Here is a 15,703-nt window from a genome sequence, read left to right on the forward strand (position 1 = left end):
CCGTGCTAACGCGCAAAGTTCAGAAGGAGTGAGAAACGCATGGTATCCGAAAGCGGATGATTTTCCTTCATCGCATATACGTACGAAAAATCAACCCCGACAATATTATACCGGATCCCGGCCCCAAAAGTCAGAAACTCTCTGTTTCCGTTGTAAGGATTTTCGTAAAAATATCCGCCACGGGCAGCGAACAAGTTATTATACCAGTATTCAAAGCCAACCGACAATAGCAGTTGGTCAATCACCGATAAGCTACGGAACTCCTGCTCTTCACTGTTTACAGCAGACGTCAGGATTTCAATGGGAGTCCATGCAGAGAAAATTGCGCGATAAAATGGATCCGAGGAAAAGGTTGGGATACAGGTTTCTGGATCGGACGGGTCAATACATTCCTCAGAAACTCGCTGCCGAACAAGAATTTTTGAAGCATCCGTCGCCAGCGTGATCTTGTTATAGGCATCAAACTCCAGCGTCAAGGCCTGCCCAAAGCGCAGCAGGGTCGGAATCGGGTCCGCCTGTTCACTGTCCGAATACTGAATCTTGGGCCCCATATTGGCAAGGTTGAACCCGAGATTATATTGTCCAGCTACGGTACCGAGATAGAACTCTGGAAATTTGTACAACGCAGCAATGTCCACTCCTACGGAAACACCCGGACGTGACTGCTGTGCGCCAACGCTGACACTGGCCAGATTCGATCTGATCCAACGCACACCGGTACCAAGCGAAAGATTCTCGGTTACCTTGAACCCATACGAAACCCCTACAGACAGATCATACGAGCGAAATGTCCCCAGCGGGGTATTGATTTCATCTCGATGTTCGTGCTCCCCAAGATTGAGGAAAGTGACATGGGCACCAACGGTCCCCCAGTTTTTGATATGATGCTTCGCAACCAGGTACTCGAAAAAGAGATCGGAGGTGAGCTCGGGCAACCAGTTACTGTGTGTCAGTGCAACCTCGGTACCTACCTGATCGGCCAATCCGGCAGGATTCCAGAACAAAGCGTTCGCATTGTCTGCAACCGCCACACCTGCATTCCCCATGCCGGCAGCCCTGCTATCGGGCTCGATCATGAGAAATACGACCGCTGCCGCCCCTGTCTGGGCACTGGCGTTCTGAGCCAAGCTGCTACCAGCAACCAGAATCAAAAGTGTGAGAATATGAATAGATCTGAATGTGTGGCTTTTCATACCGTTAAATCTTGTGAGGAAAAAGTTCTGTCGACTGTCTTTAGCGCACGACGGCTAATTTTTCAATGATCTCAGCAACATGCCGCGCCTCAGCTCCCATCGTCTCTGCTCTCAACTTGTATAAGTACACGCCGGGAGAGAGTCTTGCATAATCGTTATCCAATCCATCCCATAAAATTTGCATTGGTCCTGCAGGCAACAACTCTTCCGTTTCCAAGGTTCGTATGGGTCTTCCTGCAAGAGTATACACCCGAACGCGTACTTTAACCGGCGTACCCGGCACTTGGTTGTGTTCAAACACAAAACGTGTTGGTCCGGTCGTTGGATTCGGGTAATTAAATACGTTTCTGATCACCAGTTCTTCCGTATCCGTAACAACAAAGTCCAACGTGGACTCTCCTGAGTTGTTGAGCACATCCCATGCCCGAAGACTGAGCGTGTGTGGTCCTGGGGGAAGTGCTTCCTCAAATGAATAAGAAACAGATCCGCTCTGAAAAGAATCTTCGTCACTCTCATAACGGTTCCCAATATTGATTGCATCTAGTTCATTCTCATCAAGAACAAGCAACATCTCGTGACCGACCCCTGCTCCTACGGTGTTGATTCCACTTTCATCGTAGATACGCGCAAAAAGTTGGGGTTGGGTAGGTGCCAATCCTCCACTAGTAAACGTTTCATCACCAAGAAATAGGTCAATCTCGGGTCCTTCCACATCATGCGCTGTATCGTCTGAAGTCCCACCAACAATAAATTGTTCCGAATAGCCATTTACATGCTCCGAGGCACCCTGTGCATAGAGCGTGATTTTTCCAGGCTTATTTGCGTACGATATATCTTTAGGAACCACAAATCGTGCCATGAACTCACCATTGACGACTCTTGTCCTACCTCGCCAAATGAGATCTTCCCGCACCTCGTAGTATGGCTGTGGCATATACCAGAACAGTTCTCGCGGGATTAGCACCTGTCTCAATGCATCAAACACGATTAGTGACACCGTACCGTCAAAGGATGTATCCCTTGTACCATCCGGCTTGCGGACTTCACCTTTTAGTTCAATCCGCTCCAAAGCACGCATTTTTCCCGTCGTAGTATGGAGATCTTCTCCATTGATGTGAGTAATTGTGGCATGATCAGCCGGTAGCCCCAATCGCAGAGTCGGGTCGCCAAGAAGGTTGAATTTACGGTTATTGCCCTCGTATCCTACCCGTCTGTTCTTGGTTCGTCGCAATGCATCTCCCAGGCGGGGAAGCAAATGATCCGGTTCACGCTGAAAGAGTTCCTCGTTGAGGGCTACATTCATTCCTACATTGAGCGTCGTTTCAGTTCCCGATGTATACACCGTGCGTACTGTAGTCAAGAGCGCAATGGCACCACCCGCAGGATTTAGAAGCAATTCCTCTGCGCCTGTTTGCTCATTTCCCAAATCCCATCTCCCAAAGGAACAGGTTGCCGTAATGAATACGGGGAGAGCATCATAATTCTGAAGACTGCGAGAATCCTCAACGGTAAATAAATTTTCCTGTGCGAGTGCCCGCTCTCCCCCATGTCCACTGAAATTTACCACCAATGTACCTTCATCAATGGAAGACAGTAAATCTTGACGCGCCTTGGGGATGCGCCAGGTATTCAAGAACTCCCGGTTGTACGAGATCGCGTAGATCTTCTGCTGGTTGATCTCTGGAGCCAACTTTTTTACTGCAACCGCAACCACATCAGTATTTTGTGTATGTAGATCACGGTCGTTCTGAAGTCCCGCCGTTCCCGTGGGGCCATCATCTGCCAAAAATAGATAGCGGTTCCGCCATTGACCGTAGGTCGCAGGATTCTCATAGTGAATAATCTTGTCGATCATTAACTGGGCTTCATCCACCGTATGTACAGTAAAGCGCCCGATCCCCACATCAACACGTTCATTCAGATGGGCATTCACACCGTCGAATGTATACTGCACATATGGCCACAGCCCTTCATTATCGTCTAACAGTCCGAAATAATCATCGGTCGTATAGGACGTTTGGGGATTCCATGACTCCTCGGTTTCGAACGGTGGAATCAGATTCGGAAATGTTGTCGATGCGTCCAGATTTCGATAGTCAAAATGTCCGTCGCCAAACAGGAGTACATATTTAAGGAGCCGCTCCTCATCGGGACTCCTGTCATAAATGAATTTCAAGTAATCTCTAAGCCCGCGTATATCTTGTTGACCACCCGAGAACTCATTGTAGATTTGATTGATATCAACGACCTCAACAGTCATTCCCTCTGCTCTACGGCGATCCGCCAACGCTCTTGCTTGATCGAAAAACTGGCTTGGAGAAACAATGACAAAATCCGGCCAAGACTGAATCCCATGAAGGTTCTGAGCTGCCACATTGCATGCGGAACCACACACTTCAACCGCATTCAGCGATTGAACCTGATCGGATGTGAACGCAATCAACTCCCGGGGTTGATCAGGAGACATGGCAGTTGCCTGGACTAGGAAAGTACTCCCTTGCGGCTCAACGCCCAGCCAGTGATAGCCTCCGGGTTCGGTGACATCAAGAACAATCGGGGTTGAATTGAACCCTTGCAGGACGAATGTAAAGGTTCCTACTTCGGCCAGAGGGGTATTGAATTGGAGTGGGGCTTCTCCCGCCTGTAATACTTTTGGGTAGAATATGCGTACCCAATCGAGAGCAGCCTGAGGCCCCCCTATCTGTTCCTCAAGATCAGCCGTCAGGGTGATGGCCTGGTTCGCCGTCACCGTTTGCTCAAACTCCGTAATTCCTGAACGGGCAATTGAATTGGTTGCGACGTTGCCAACTGGCCCGTAATTGACACTGTGGAGAATACGGCTCTCATCTCTATAATGCAGACTAGCCGCAGGGTTGCTCTGTATGGCTGCCCGAATCTGGTATCTTAATATGCCACTGCCCAATCCGGGTAGTTGGCTATCTTGAAGTATGGTACGCCCTGGACCTGCCCCTGGTATAAGTGCACTCACCCAAGTATGACCGGAATGCCCCCCTTCCCGCCCCCACAGGTACTCATCCAGATCTACAAAAAAGCGCCCATTTACTTCTGAAAGTACGGCCATAACGGGGCTGTCCGTATAGTTCTCCTGTACGTAGGCCTGACTTTCAGCGGTCCCAATATCCAAGAAGTAATAATTGGTGGAGTCAAACGGATGTACATAGTGAGTCCATTCCCGAATGAGTTCTCCGTTCTGGTCCAAAATCGGTCGTCCCCTGGGGTCCGTCAACTGTTTGCTGTACCACCCTCTTGGCCCTTTGCCGTAGAACCATACCGCATCCCCTTCATCAAAACTCCCATCTCCTCCCCCCTGTACAAAAACCTGATTCTCCGCCAAATCTGCAATCCGGGGTGCACTGTTTAGAGCAGGAACCGGCGCCCCTCCATTCCCAAATACTCGGATCTGATCTGGATCAATGTTTCCCACGGAAGCCCCCAGCCCTGGCAAGGACTCAAGAAACGTACGGTCAATCCGATACATTCCTGTCTCGGAGATGGCAATCTTGAAAAATCCCCCATCCGCCAGAACGCTCCGATTTACGTCAAGATGTGGGTTGTCCGATGCGTCATAGCGCCGAATTGGTTCCTGCGAAACAGGATAGGTGACCTCAATGCGCATTCGTCTATAACGTCGCAATCGCTCTGAGGCCAAATCATATGTCACGAGCCGAGCGAGCAAGGTAGCCACCGGCCGTTTTCGAGAAAGCCCCAATCCAACAATTGTCGCCGCCTCGCCGCCAACCCCTTCAATCGGGTCAAACGGGTATTCATCGTACTCTGCCCCCAGCACGCGAACCGAAGGCTGCACCAGAGAGGGAAGATCCATCGCCTCCGAAATCTCTAAGAGCCCACCTACAGATGGCTCCGCATCTCCCCATTCCGCATTCAATTCATAAAGGCTGCGGCCCGGCTCAGATTCAATAAGGCGCAGAGACGCATCCTGTGCTGCAACTGGTATGGAGTTCCCAGTTACTAACAGGAATAAAACGGCAATTATCTTTACCCGATACACCAGTCTAGAAAAACGCCTAAAGGCACTTAATTAAGCTATTGATTCGCACGACTGCAGGTCGCACCTATACACTGGGTAGCTTTTTTCAGGTAATAAAAAATCTTGGGTGAGAGACCAAGTTTACTCGCGCATCCTCTGAGTGTTCCTCAAATCAGAATATCTCCGCCAGCGATCTAGGCATGCAGGTAGCAATGCCTTTCTCCGTTTCATGTAAGCTGGCGACAGTAACTTCGAGATCGTGCTCAAAAAATAGTTGCCATTGATGTTCCAGTGCCTCGCGAAGAAACACCTCCTTTTCCTTCATCGTGATCAGCGGTTGAACATCATAAGCCATAACCCAGGGACCTCGCAAATGATGAACCGTTGGTAAAAGGTCGGCACAAAATACAAGGGAACCCTCCCTTCCACTGACCTTGACCAACTGCTGCGCGGTCGTGTGTCCATTCATCACTAAAAGATCTATCCCTGGAAAAATACTCCCTCCACCAGGATGTGTTTTTAGCTGTCCTGATGCAGCCAACGGCTCAAAATTATGGACGAAAAAAGACGCTCTTTCACGGATATTGGGGTTTCTAGCTACCTCTAGGTGATGCTGCTGCAAATGATAGATGGCATTTTTGAATTTGGGGACGATTCGGGAACCCCTGCGATCTGTACTTCCACCCGCGTGATCAAAGTGCAGATGTGTCAAAATGACATCTGTAACATCATCAACACTAAACCCTGCCTTTTTGAGAGAGGCTTCCAATAAGCATCCCTCCAATGCATAGATATCTCTAAACCGCTGGTCATACTTGTTACCAGCACCATTATCAATGAGAACGAGGCGTCCATCCCCTTCAAGAAGGAGCGATCTCATTGACATCCGGATACGATTGCGATCATCCGGTGGGATCCGGCGCTCCCATAGTACGCGTGGAATAATCCCAAACATTGCGCCCCCATCAAGTCTGAAGCGACCGCACTCAATCGTGTGCAGAGTATAGGGTCCAATCTGTGACATTAACGCTAACTTTTTTCGGGAGGGAAGTCCTTGAAATGTCCATTTGACATTACCCGCTGACGGATTTCCCATTTTTCAACAACCTTGGGGATCAACTCCGCAAGGTATTCACTTAAGAACTGAACCCGCTCGCTCTCGCACTGTACTTCGAGTAAGCCCTGACGTTGATCAAGTGACAATCCACAATTTCGCCCGATTAGCCATGAGACTGAATGCTCGGATTGGTAGTATTGAGGATCTACCGTTCGACCAGCAATTTCCAAAAGTTTAATATGCTGTGCAATCAGTTGCTCTTTTTTGATCAGAGATACCACTTCGGTTGTATCATTGTACTGCTCTACAACTCCCTGCTGATATGCCTTGGCTCTATCTATTCGGATAATTTGAACTCGATGAATTCCTTCAGCTTGGATATCAACTCGGCCATCAGCATATTGCGCGAGAACATGTTCAATATGAGCGACACAGCCAATTTCACTTATCTGTCTGTCATTACCACGTACAATCACAAACGGCACATCCTTAGCCAAGCAGCTGGCGACCATCTCCTTGTAGCGCGGCTCAAATATATGCAGATTTTTCCGCTCGCCTGGATACAATACGGTTTCCAGAAGAAAAAGCCCCAGCTTTTTTGGTATATCGGCGCTCATAGTGAGTTCGTATGAGGGTATCGCGTGTGTGTTTCCTTTCTATGATCTGCTGAATCATGTATCGGCTTCTATTTCTTGGCCTTCTTATTGCACCAATCTCGCTTGCGGATTGTATAGCACAAAGTGGGTTTGGAGGCATGAACCAACTGTCAGAAAAGCTTGTGGAGCAGCGCTGGCAGACTCATAGACAGCTTGATGTTATGGGTGGAGTATCGCTAATTGGTGCGCAGTGGAGAGGTCTTGCGTTACTGAACTTGGAGGCAGCCAATTACCCTTTTGCACTGCGACTGCGTGGAAGTGCGAGACAGGGACCTCTTGGACGTTATGTCCCCGACTGGGACGAAGCCTATGATTTCTTGCGTCTCATTCAGTTTGCCCGCGTTCAGGCAGATAACCATTATGCCCGTATCGGCCCGATTCGAGATATGCGCCACGGGATCGGACATGTGGTCAATCATTTTAGTTCATCTGTCTCCTGGGATGCAAGAACTATTGGAGCTGAACTGGCGTGGACTAGAGGGATCTTTGAATTCAGTGGTTTCACGGCAGACGTACTATTTAACAACTTGGTTGGTGCAAGAGCAAGTCTTGACCTCCCGTATACCAGTGAATTGGGAATTAACTATTCCAATCATCATCCTACCAATTTGACAGCATGGAGTATCGATTTACAGAGCGAACTGTTTGAGACAGGGCGTATCGCCTTTGCTCCCTATGTCAGCTACGCATGGTATACACGATATGGGGATGGGTTGGCATTTGGTGCTGATGTAAGAAGCTTGGGTTTTCTGGATATATTAAGCTTTCGGATAAGAGTCGGGGCTTTCTACAACAGTCGCCATTTCATCCCGGGCTATATAGGAACTCTGTTTAGTGTGAACAACTCCCAGAATCGCATCATCCGTAGTGGAGCAGATTTACAGAGAATCGCATCGGGAGATTTTGCAGGTTTACTTCTTCAGGAAGCTCGCGGCGTCAACGATCTACTCACAGAATTTGAGCTCCAGATCAGGGATACATTCTGGATTGCCTATAGCTGGCGGCGGCATTATGGCGCCCAGCGGCTTAGCGAACTTTACTTCCGACTATTCATGAAGGCGGGTGACTATTTTAATCTTGAGGTTGGCGTTGATCGCTTGGGAGAACGTACATTCGCAGATGTATTCACGGCTTTTTCTGAACAAAGCGCGCTCATTTTTGCCACCGTCCTCCGTATTAGAGGATCAATCTTCCTTCGCACAGAGGCCCGATACACCTTTGAACCTATTGATCCTGTACCCCATTATTTGGTTCAGAGACGCTTTGAACCGACCTTGGGAATTCGTGTGAGTCTTTAGGGAATATGAAGTATAAAGCTTCGTGATCTTCGAAAACCTTGGATCCACAACATTGTGGGGGTTATTGCAACTTCCGCCTAGTCCAAGAATTCCTCGCCCAGTTCCGGTACGTCACTGAAATCGATGTTCTCGCTCTTAGCGACCATGATCTACTCCAGCGTGAGGAGCACTTCGCGGCGCTCATCGACCCACAGGAGTTGATATGCAAGCTCACGCTTGCATATTCTGAGGAATTATATTATATTGGGTCATGTGGACATCTATCGCGCAATCGCTGACCGAACTAGGCGGGCCATCCTGGATGAGCTCGTGAATCGGTCGGGTCAATCGCTTTTCGAGCTTTGTGCACGCCTGATCATGAAACACGGCATTAGTTCCTCGCGACAGGCGGTCTCGCAACACCTAGATGTCCTGGAAGCCGTCGGGCTCATTCGCACGAGACGCGTGGGGAGGTCGAAGCTCCACTGGTTCGTGGGCGCCCCACTCAAGGCAATCAGGAAGCGATGGCCGATTTCAACGGACGAGGACACTTCACACTCAGCAGACGAAAACATCAAGAAATGAGAATCAACCTAGCTGGCGTCTTTGTGGACGACCAACAGAAGGCACTTAGTTTCTACACAGAAACACTTGGCTTTCGGCTCAAACACAACATCCCCCTGGGAGAATACGCATGGATCACCGTGGTATCCGAGGAGGCTCCAGAGGGGACCGAATTGGTGCTTGAGCCTGCTGAACACCCCGCAGTTGGCCCGTTCAGGAAGGCGCTCGTGGAGGACGGGATCCCCTACACCGCCTTCGCGGTCGACGATGTCAGAGCCGAGCACGACCGTCTCGTGGCGAAAGATGTGCGATTCGTGCAGCCGCCAACCGACCTAGGGAATGTCATAATCGCAGTCTTCGACGATACATGCGGCAACCTGATCCAGATCATGGAGGAGAAGACTCAACCGTGACGCTCGTGAGATTAACCACGAATGACCTCTCACGAGTTTGTAGATAGCGGACTACGAAACACCTTCACTCATTTCAATCATACGCTCAATTGGTCTGAGCGCACGTTTGCGGATAGATTCTTCCATGCGAATTTCGGGCAATTCGTAATGCATACAGGTGTATAGTTTCTCGAGCGTGTTCAGACGCATATGTGGACACTGGCTGCAGTTACATCCGCTTTCAGGGGGGGCGGGAATAAAATGTTTGTGGGGGGAATCTTTTCGCATCTGATGCAGAATTCCCTCTTCCGTGGCGATGATAAAGGAATCTCCCTCATCCTCGCGTGCAAAACGGCGGATTGCGCTGGTCGAACCAACAAAATCAGCATGCCGGAGGACCGCCTCCTCGCATTCTGGATGGGCCAATACCTTGGCTGCAGGAAATTCAATTTTCAACGCAAGCAGTTTCCGCTCACTGAAGGTCTCATGAACAATGCAAACCCCATCCCAGATTTTTAATTTGCGCCCTGTCTTCCGTTCAAGCCAGCGACCCAGGTTTCGGTCAGGAGCAAAAATGACCGGCTGAGATTCCGGTATCATTCGTAGTAAGTGCTCTGCATTGGTCGATGTGCAGATAATGTCACTTCTGGCCTTCACTGCAGCGGAACAGTTGATGTAGGACATAACCAGATGATCTGAGTACTGATCACAAAAAACTTGGAATTCATCCGCCGGACACGTATCTGCCAAGGAGCAGCCCGCATTCAGATCTGGAAGTAAAACCTTCTTTTCAGGGCTTAGAATTTTTGCGGTCTCGGCCATAAAATGAACCCCAGCAAACACAATAATATCCGCCGAAGTTGCCGCTGCCTGCCGGGAAAGACCTAATGAATCTCCAATAAAATCAGCGACATCCTGAATTGCAGGCTCCTGATAATAATGCGCAAGCAGGATAGCATTCTTCTCCTTCTTGAGGGCCTCAATCTCCTCATAGAGATCCAGAGCTTGATCCACAGGGTCATCAATGAACCCGATCTGCTCCAATCGACTATCCAGAATATCTTGTGGTACAGGCATGATTCTAAGCTAACATGACACCGCCTGCATCTGCGTATCCACTCTGGCTAACGATCCAAGTGTATTTTTGTGCCGAAATACAACTCAACCATCAGTCATATCCGTACAATAGCAACTGGGGCTCAGTTTTCGTGGAGCCGGCCATCCTGCAATACCAGGATACGGTCACACAATTCACTCAGAGCAGGATTATGGGTGGCGATCACAAAAGCCTGGTTATGAGTCCGGCTCAGGTTGAGTAATTCTTCGTGGAGCATACCAGCGGTTTTTGTATCTAAACTGCCGGTGGGCTCGTCCGCAAGAACCAGTGCTGGCTGATTCATTAATGCACGTGCAACAGCTACGCGCTGCTGCTCTCCGCCCGAAAGCTCTGACGGACGATGGTTTAGACGCGACTGAAGCCCTAATTGCTCAAGAAGAATTGTCGCCCTCTGCTGAGCCTTTTGCAGTGCTTCGCCACCAATCAGTGCTGGCATTGCCACGTTCTCCAGCGCACTGAACTCGGGAAGTAAATGGTGGAATTGAAAGATGAAACCAACCGACTGATTTCTCCAGCGGCTAAGTAGATCATCATTCTGTTGAAAAATATCCTGTCCACCATATGATATGGTCCCTTGATCTGGTCGGTCCAGAGCACCCAACAAATGGAGTAATGTCGTTTTGCCCGTTCCGCTGTCTCCAATGACCGCAACCACTTCACCAGCATTCACCGTCAGAGATACTCCTTGTAACACTTCTAGTCTCCCCCCAGAGCCCGTCTCGAACCCTTTATGCAAATTTATTGCGATTAAGCGGGGCGACATTAAAAAAATCGCGTATTAACTACGTTGGCAAACTTTGAACCAAACGTATACGTGAAGGCAATACTGGTACTGACATAATAGTCAGTAGCAAGTTCACGCTGCTGCAAGAGAATGTCTTCCAGCAACAGCTCTCCTCTTGGCAGAGAGAGTTGATCCTGAATCATTTCAAAACTTCCCTCAAGCTCCAGAGAAAATCCCTGAAAAAGACGTACGGAAATATTCGCAAAAAACTCCGCCCGTCGTTTTGATGGATCATGTAGATATTGAGAGCCCTCCAGTCCGCTGAAAATATCTCCCCAGGGGCGACGAATTGCAACCGTAGCATCCAACTCATGACGGGGCAACCATTCCTGTGTCTTGCCGAAAATCGTTGTCTCAAAATAATCTACGTACTGTATGCCAATTCGGTAAACAAATGTAATGGCGCGACGTGTTGCAACCTCGTATGGGAATAAACTGTACTCGATCCCCGGAACGAAATAAACCCAATGCTTCAGATTTCGATCATCGCGAGTCACATAGTCTAGAAAGACTCCTGTTGACCAATGCGGTCCCAGACTGCGGATCAAATAGCTATCCAGTCCATGTCGGGTGATACTTCTACGCACCGCCGCTCTGCCCTCCCGTTGAATCCGTACCAGATCATAATTGAAATATGGCCGAATTCGCGCCTTCCACTCCTCACTTCGATGATCGGCGAAAAAACCCCACCGCGAATCAAACACCGTACGATTAGATTCTAAATCTAATTCAAAATCTCCACCATACAGATTAAAGACCCAGTGTCTCCACGGATCCTGGCTTAATAATTCCTCCGCTTCAGACTCCCCTCTCGTTACATAGGCAAGTGAAAAAATATCTGTACTCGCCCCTTGACCAAGAAAGGGTGCCAAACCCAGTCGAAGAGCTTCATTGATAATTGCCCTCCTCTCTTCTCGTGATGTATCCTGGTCAAAAACTCGGACTAGGTTCAATTCTGACCCCTCTAATGATCCAAGGCCGATGAAGGACAAGTCGTACTGCCGACCACTAAGCACAGTAAAACTGCTGGTTACAAAGATATGTACGTCGGCTTGATTGGGGTCTCGAACATAGTTGACAAAATCCAATTCTGTACGGATATGAGTTTCTTCACATCGATCACAATCAAGAAAGACACTCAGTCTCTCGCCAACGCCGTTCTGGCCCATAACTTCAGCCGGAATCAACATCAGGAATCCAAGCACAGTGAGTAGATAAACCTTAAGCATCCCGTTCAAGATTGTAATGTTTTATTCTCGTGTGCAGATGTGAGCGTTGAATCCCAATTTTTTTTGCTGTCTGGCTCACATTCCAATTGTTTTCCTCCAGCTTCTGCTGAAGGAACAGACGTTCTGTGTGATCACGGAAGTCCGCAAGTTTACCATAATGCTTAGCCATTGTATGAATCTGATCTTCCTCAGAAGATGCGGGCACGACCAAGTTCTCCACGTCCGACAGGGTTACGGTATCCGTTTCACTCAGAATCATTAGACGTTCAACCACATTGCTGACTTCCCGGACATTCCCGCGCCATGACAACGACGCGAGTTTGTTGATTGCCTCGCTGGTAAAGATTTTAGGTGGAAGTCCATTTCGTTTTGACAGCCGGGAAGCGAAATGGTCAATTAGCATCGACACATCCCCGGTCCGCTCTCTAATTGGAGGCATATTCAGAAGGATCACACTCAGTCTGTGATATAAATCTTCCCGAAATTTCCCCTCGTCAATAGCGACGCGTAGATCCTTGTTCGTCGCAGCAACCACACGGACATCTACATTGATCGTACGCTCCCCACCTACCCTGGTAAGTTTGTTTTCCTGCAGAACCCTCAGAACTTTTGCCTGAGCGGGCATGCTCATGTCACCAATCTCATCAAGAAATAGTGTGCCACTGTGTGCTTGTTCAAATTTTCCGATTCGCTGGCGGTTCGCACCTGTAAACGAGCCTTTTTCATGACCAAACAACTCACTTTCGATAAGTTCTGAGGGGATTGCGGCGCAATTCACTGCGACCATTGGCCCTTCCCTGCGGAGACTTTGAGTATGGATCCAGCGCGCTGCCAATTCTTTTCCTGTACCAGGCTCCCCGGTGATGAGTACCCGGGCCTCGGTAGGACCAACACGTTCGATCAATTCTTTCACCGCATGCATGGCCCGACTATCACCCAACATAGGCACAAGAACACTCCCCTGTTGCTGCTTCAAGGCTTGTCGCAACCGCCGATTCTCAATCACCAGCTTTCCTCGCTCAACCGCAGAACGAACGGTAACCAAAAGATGTTGTAGGTCTGGCGGCTTTTCGATGAAATGGAACGCCCCAGATTGCGTGGCTTCTACAGCGGTCTTGATATCTGCATGACCACTGATCATAATTACAGGTAACTCCGGCCATGTCTCCACACATGTAGCCAGAACCTGCAACCCATCCTGCTTTGGCATTTTAATGTCCAGAAGAACCACATCAAATGTGGATTTTCTGAGCTTATTTAACGCTTCTTCGCCATCCGTTGCTTCTTCAACCACAAGGTCTTCGTACTCCAGGATCTCCCGAAGTGTCCTTCGAATACTTACCTCGTCATCGACAACCAGCACACGGGATGCAGACATTCCTATTTACTGAAGAGCCAGCACAAGACCTAACATATAGTCAAATTCATCGACTAGATCTGTTTCCGGGTATCGCTCTTTCGCTTCAAGAATTATCTCTTCTGCGGTATCCAATTCGCCGGATTCCACATAAGCCCGCGCGGCTGAGCGCAGATAATACGGGCTCTGCACTTGATTATCGTCCATCTCAGCGGCACGTTTGAAGAGGTCTGCTGCAAGTGAATAATCCCCCTGCATCTCATGAATTGCGGCACGGCCGGCCGTTGCACTGGCTCCGAGAAAATCGTCACTCGCGTTGAAATTTTCAAACTGCTCCAAGGCCTGCTCGTACTCTTCTAATTCAAAAAGGGCGTTGCCTGCATAAAATCTGGCAGTATTCCCGGCAGGGCTACTTCCATAGCGATCAATAATATCCAGAAGCCCTAGCGTTTCGCCACTACCATCCAAAGCCACCTGATATTCTCCCCTTTCGTACTCAAGAATAATGGCTCCCAGGCGTTCCTGAGCCTGCGTATTCCGCTCACCCTGGATGTAATTAAATCCAAATATTCCCGCGATAACCGCAATAACACCAATAGCGATGCCAGTAAAGACATTCCGGTTTCCATAATAGGCCGCCAATATGGGAGTGTACCAGCTTTTGCTTGATTCAGCCCGTTGACTGCCTCTTTGTCCTGTCACTCCTTTCGGAGCTTTCATTTTTGCCATTCTACAATTCTACGTTTGAGTGACTCAAGGAAGTATCTCCTTGCAAAATCTTCATGTAATTGAGATACCATCTAATCCTCATCCAATTTCGGATGATCAAACCTTCTACGATTCTGACTGGGTTCGTTCTAACATGCAGAACAAGCCTGGAAGCCAGCCCATGTAATCATTTTTTGTACTTGTTCGTTTTACCGTCTTTTGTGAAAAATGCTCAATCTGAAAACCTTCAGCTGATCTATCGAAACTTGGAAGAATAGATCCGTGGGTTTTCTTGCTCAACTTTGTCCTATTCAAAAACAACTTAATTAACCTAAGAATGGCTTATAAACTTGCAATCAATGGCTTCGGTCGTATTGGCCGTCTCGCGCTTCGTTCGATCTTAGAGCGCAACATTACGGCATTTGATGTCGTTGCGGTAAACGATTTGACGGATGCAGCCACACTTGCACACCTATTCAAATATGATTCAGTTCACGGCAAATGGCCGGGAAACGTCTCCATAGACGGAAATAGTCTGTCTATTGGCAACCACAAAATCCCCGTCCTCAGTGAACGCGATCCTGCGAATTTGCCCTGGTCTGACCTCGACTGTGATATTGTCATCGAATCAACCGGATTTTTTCGGAGTCGCGACACAGCTGCAAAGCATATTGGAGCTGGTGCCAAAAAAGTCGTTATTTCTGCCCCCGCCAAGGATCAAGTCGATGCAACGGTCGTGCTCGGAGTGAATGACCATATCCTAACGGGACAAGAAGAAATCATCTCTAATGCCAGTTGTACGACCAACTGTATCGCCCCAATGATTAAGGTGGTCGACGATGCCTTTGGAATTCAGGGTGGTTTGATGACAACCGTGCATGCTTATACAGGCGGCCAGAAATTACTGGATGCTCCGCATGGCGATCTAAGACGTGCACGGGCTGCTGCCTATTCCATTGTACCAACGACCACCGGTGCCGCAAAAGCCGTGGGCTTGGTCCTCCCTCATATGCAGGGAAAACTTGATGGAATGGCACTCAGAGTTCCGATCCCAAGTGGCTCTCTGACTGACCTTACCGTCCAGGTCAATGCTTCCCCGAGCAAAGAAGAGGTCAATGCTGCATTTCATGCCGCGGCCAATGGAGCCCTGCAAGAAGTCATGGAGTTCTGCACGGACCCCATTGTATCCATTGACATCGTTCACAATCCTCACTCTGTGATTTTTGACAGCCTGGCAACAATGGTTCAGGGCAATACGGTCAAGGTCTTGGGCTGGTACGATAATGAATGGGGATATGCCAATCGGGTCGTCGACATTGCCGCCTTATTGATGAAAAAAGCTGGCTGAGGTCAGCATCAC

13 protein-coding genes are annotated in these 15,703 nt (G+C 48.9%); 4 read left to right on the forward strand and 9 right to left on the reverse strand.

What is annotated here, in order from left to right:
* Positions 1 to 5 precede the first annotated feature (5 nt).
* From porV to F4Y64_07415, 4 genes are all read right to left on the reverse strand, one after another.
* The gene (gene porV / locus F4Y64_07400) at positions 6 to 1,193 is read right to left on the reverse strand and encodes a type IX secretion system outer membrane channel protein PorV (GenBank protein ID MXX97426.1); all 1,188 of its coding nucleotides are present in this window, start codon (positions 1,191 to 1,193) and stop codon (positions 6 to 8) included.
* 40 nt (positions 1,194 to 1,233) lie between these two features.
* Positions 1,234 to 5,223: a type IX secretion system sortase PorU gene (gene porU / locus F4Y64_07405; GenBank protein MXX97427.1), complete on the reverse strand. Its 3,990-nt coding sequence runs from the start codon at positions 5,221 to 5,223 to the stop codon at positions 1,234 to 1,236.
* Positions 5,224 to 5,374: 151 nt separating this feature from the next.
* Positions 5,375 to 6,226 carry an MBL fold metallo-hydrolase gene (locus F4Y64_07410; GenBank protein MXX97428.1) on the reverse strand — a complete coding sequence of 284 codons (852 nt, stop codon included), beginning with the start codon at positions 6,224 to 6,226 and terminating at the stop codon, positions 5,375 to 5,377.
* A 5-nt stretch (positions 6,227 to 6,231) separates the two neighbouring features.
* Positions 6,232 to 6,876, reverse strand: coding sequence for an ATP-dependent protease (locus F4Y64_07415; protein MXX97429.1), 645 nt, complete (start codon positions 6,874 to 6,876; stop codon positions 6,232 to 6,234).
* 56 nt (positions 6,877 to 6,932) lie between these two features.
* Between F4Y64_07415 and F4Y64_07420 the strand changes: the two genes are divergently transcribed.
* From F4Y64_07420 to F4Y64_07430, 3 genes are all read left to right on the forward strand, one after another.
* A complete protein-coding gene (locus F4Y64_07420; GenBank protein ID MXX97430.1) occupies positions 6,933 to 8,213 on the forward strand; it encodes a hypothetical protein in 1,281 nt (426 codons plus the stop codon).
* Positions 8,214 to 8,453: 240 nt separating this feature from the next.
* Complete coding sequence (locus F4Y64_07425; protein MXX97431.1) at positions 8,454 to 8,777, forward strand: helix-turn-helix transcriptional regulator; 324 nt, start codon at positions 8,454 to 8,456, stop codon at positions 8,775 to 8,777.
* Positions 8,774 to 9,169, forward strand: a complete 396-nt coding sequence (locus F4Y64_07430; GenBank protein MXX97432.1) for a VOC family protein — start codon at positions 8,774 to 8,776, stop codon at positions 9,167 to 9,169. The genes F4Y64_07425 and F4Y64_07430 overlap by 4 nt, the downstream gene beginning before the upstream one ends.
* A 51-nt stretch (positions 9,170 to 9,220) precedes the next feature.
* Here the strand turns inward: F4Y64_07430 and nadA are convergent, their stop codons facing one another.
* The 5 genes from nadA to F4Y64_07455 form a co-directional block, all read right to left on the reverse strand.
* Positions 9,221 to 10,225 carry a quinolinate synthase NadA gene (nadA, locus tag F4Y64_07435; protein ID MXX97433.1) on the reverse strand — a complete coding sequence of 335 codons (1,005 nt, stop codon included), beginning with the start codon at positions 10,223 to 10,225 and terminating at the stop codon, positions 9,221 to 9,223.
* A gap of 122 nt (positions 10,226 to 10,347) precedes the next feature.
* A complete protein-coding gene (locus F4Y64_07440) occupies positions 10,348 to 11,028 on the reverse strand; it encodes an ABC transporter ATP-binding protein (protein MXX97434.1) in 681 nt (226 codons plus the stop codon).
* A complete protein-coding gene (locus tag F4Y64_07445) occupies positions 11,028 to 12,278 on the reverse strand; it encodes a hypothetical protein (GenBank protein ID MXX97435.1) in 1,251 nt (416 codons plus the stop codon). Before F4Y64_07445 ends, F4Y64_07440 begins: the two co-directional genes overlap by 1 nt.
* Positions 12,271 to 13,656, reverse strand: a complete 1,386-nt coding sequence (locus F4Y64_07450; protein ID MXX97436.1) for a sigma-54-dependent Fis family transcriptional regulator — start codon at positions 13,654 to 13,656, stop codon at positions 12,271 to 12,273. Before F4Y64_07450 ends, F4Y64_07445 begins: the two co-directional genes overlap by 8 nt.
* Before the next feature lie 6 nt (positions 13,657 to 13,662).
* Positions 13,663 to 14,364, reverse strand: a complete 702-nt coding sequence (locus F4Y64_07455) for a tetratricopeptide repeat protein (GenBank protein ID MXX97437.1) — start codon at positions 14,362 to 14,364, stop codon at positions 13,663 to 13,665.
* Positions 14,365 to 14,680: 316 nt separating this feature from the next.
* Here F4Y64_07455 and gap point away from each other — a divergent pair, with 316 nt between their 5' ends.
* Positions 14,681 to 15,691: a type I glyceraldehyde-3-phosphate dehydrogenase gene (gene gap, locus F4Y64_07460; GenBank protein ID MXX97438.1), complete on the forward strand. Its 1,011-nt coding sequence runs from the start codon at positions 14,681 to 14,683 to the stop codon at positions 15,689 to 15,691.
* Positions 15,692 to 15,703 lie beyond the last annotated feature (12 nt).

Source organism: Rhodothermaceae bacterium (assembly GCA_009838195.1).
Classification (GTDB): Bacteria; Bacteroidota; Rhodothermia; order Rhodothermales; family Bin80; genus Bin80.

Coding starts and splice junctions, on each gene's coding strand:
- F4Y64_07415 (MXX97429.1), bottom strand. CDS start 6,876: ATGAGCGCCGATATACCAAAAAAGCTGGGGCTTTTTCTTCTGGAAACC.
- F4Y64_07410 (MXX97428.1), bottom strand. CDS start 6,226: ATGTCACAGATTGGACCCTATACTCTGCACACGATTGAGTGCGGTCGC.
- F4Y64_07420 (MXX97430.1), top strand. CDS start 6,933: ATGTATCGGCTTCTATTTCTTGGCCTTCTTATTGCACCAATCTCGCTT.
- F4Y64_07450 (MXX97436.1), bottom strand. CDS start 13,656: ATGTCTGCATCCCGTGTGCTGGTTGTCGATGACGAGGTAAGTATTCGA.
- porV (MXX97426.1), bottom strand. CDS start 1,193: ATGAAAAGCCACACATTCAGATCTATTCATATTCTCACACTTTTGATT.
- nadA (MXX97433.1), bottom strand. CDS start 10,225: ATGCCTGTACCACAAGATATTCTGGATAGTCGATTGGAGCAGATCGGG.
- F4Y64_07440 (MXX97434.1), bottom strand. CDS start 11,028: ATGTCGCCCCGCTTAATCGCAATAAATTTGCATAAAGGGTTCGAGACG.
- gap (MXX97438.1), top strand. CDS start 14,681: ATGGCTTATAAACTTGCAATCAATGGCTTCGGTCGTATTGGCCGTCTC.
- F4Y64_07455 (MXX97437.1), bottom strand. CDS start 14,364: ATGGCAAAAATGAAAGCTCCGAAAGGAGTGACAGGACAAAGAGGCAGT.
- F4Y64_07430 (MXX97432.1), top strand. CDS start 8,774: ATGAGAATCAACCTAGCTGGCGTCTTTGTGGACGACCAACAGAAGGCA.
- F4Y64_07445 (MXX97435.1), bottom strand. CDS start 12,278: ATGCTTAAGGTTTATCTACTCACTGTGCTTGGATTCCTGATGTTGATT.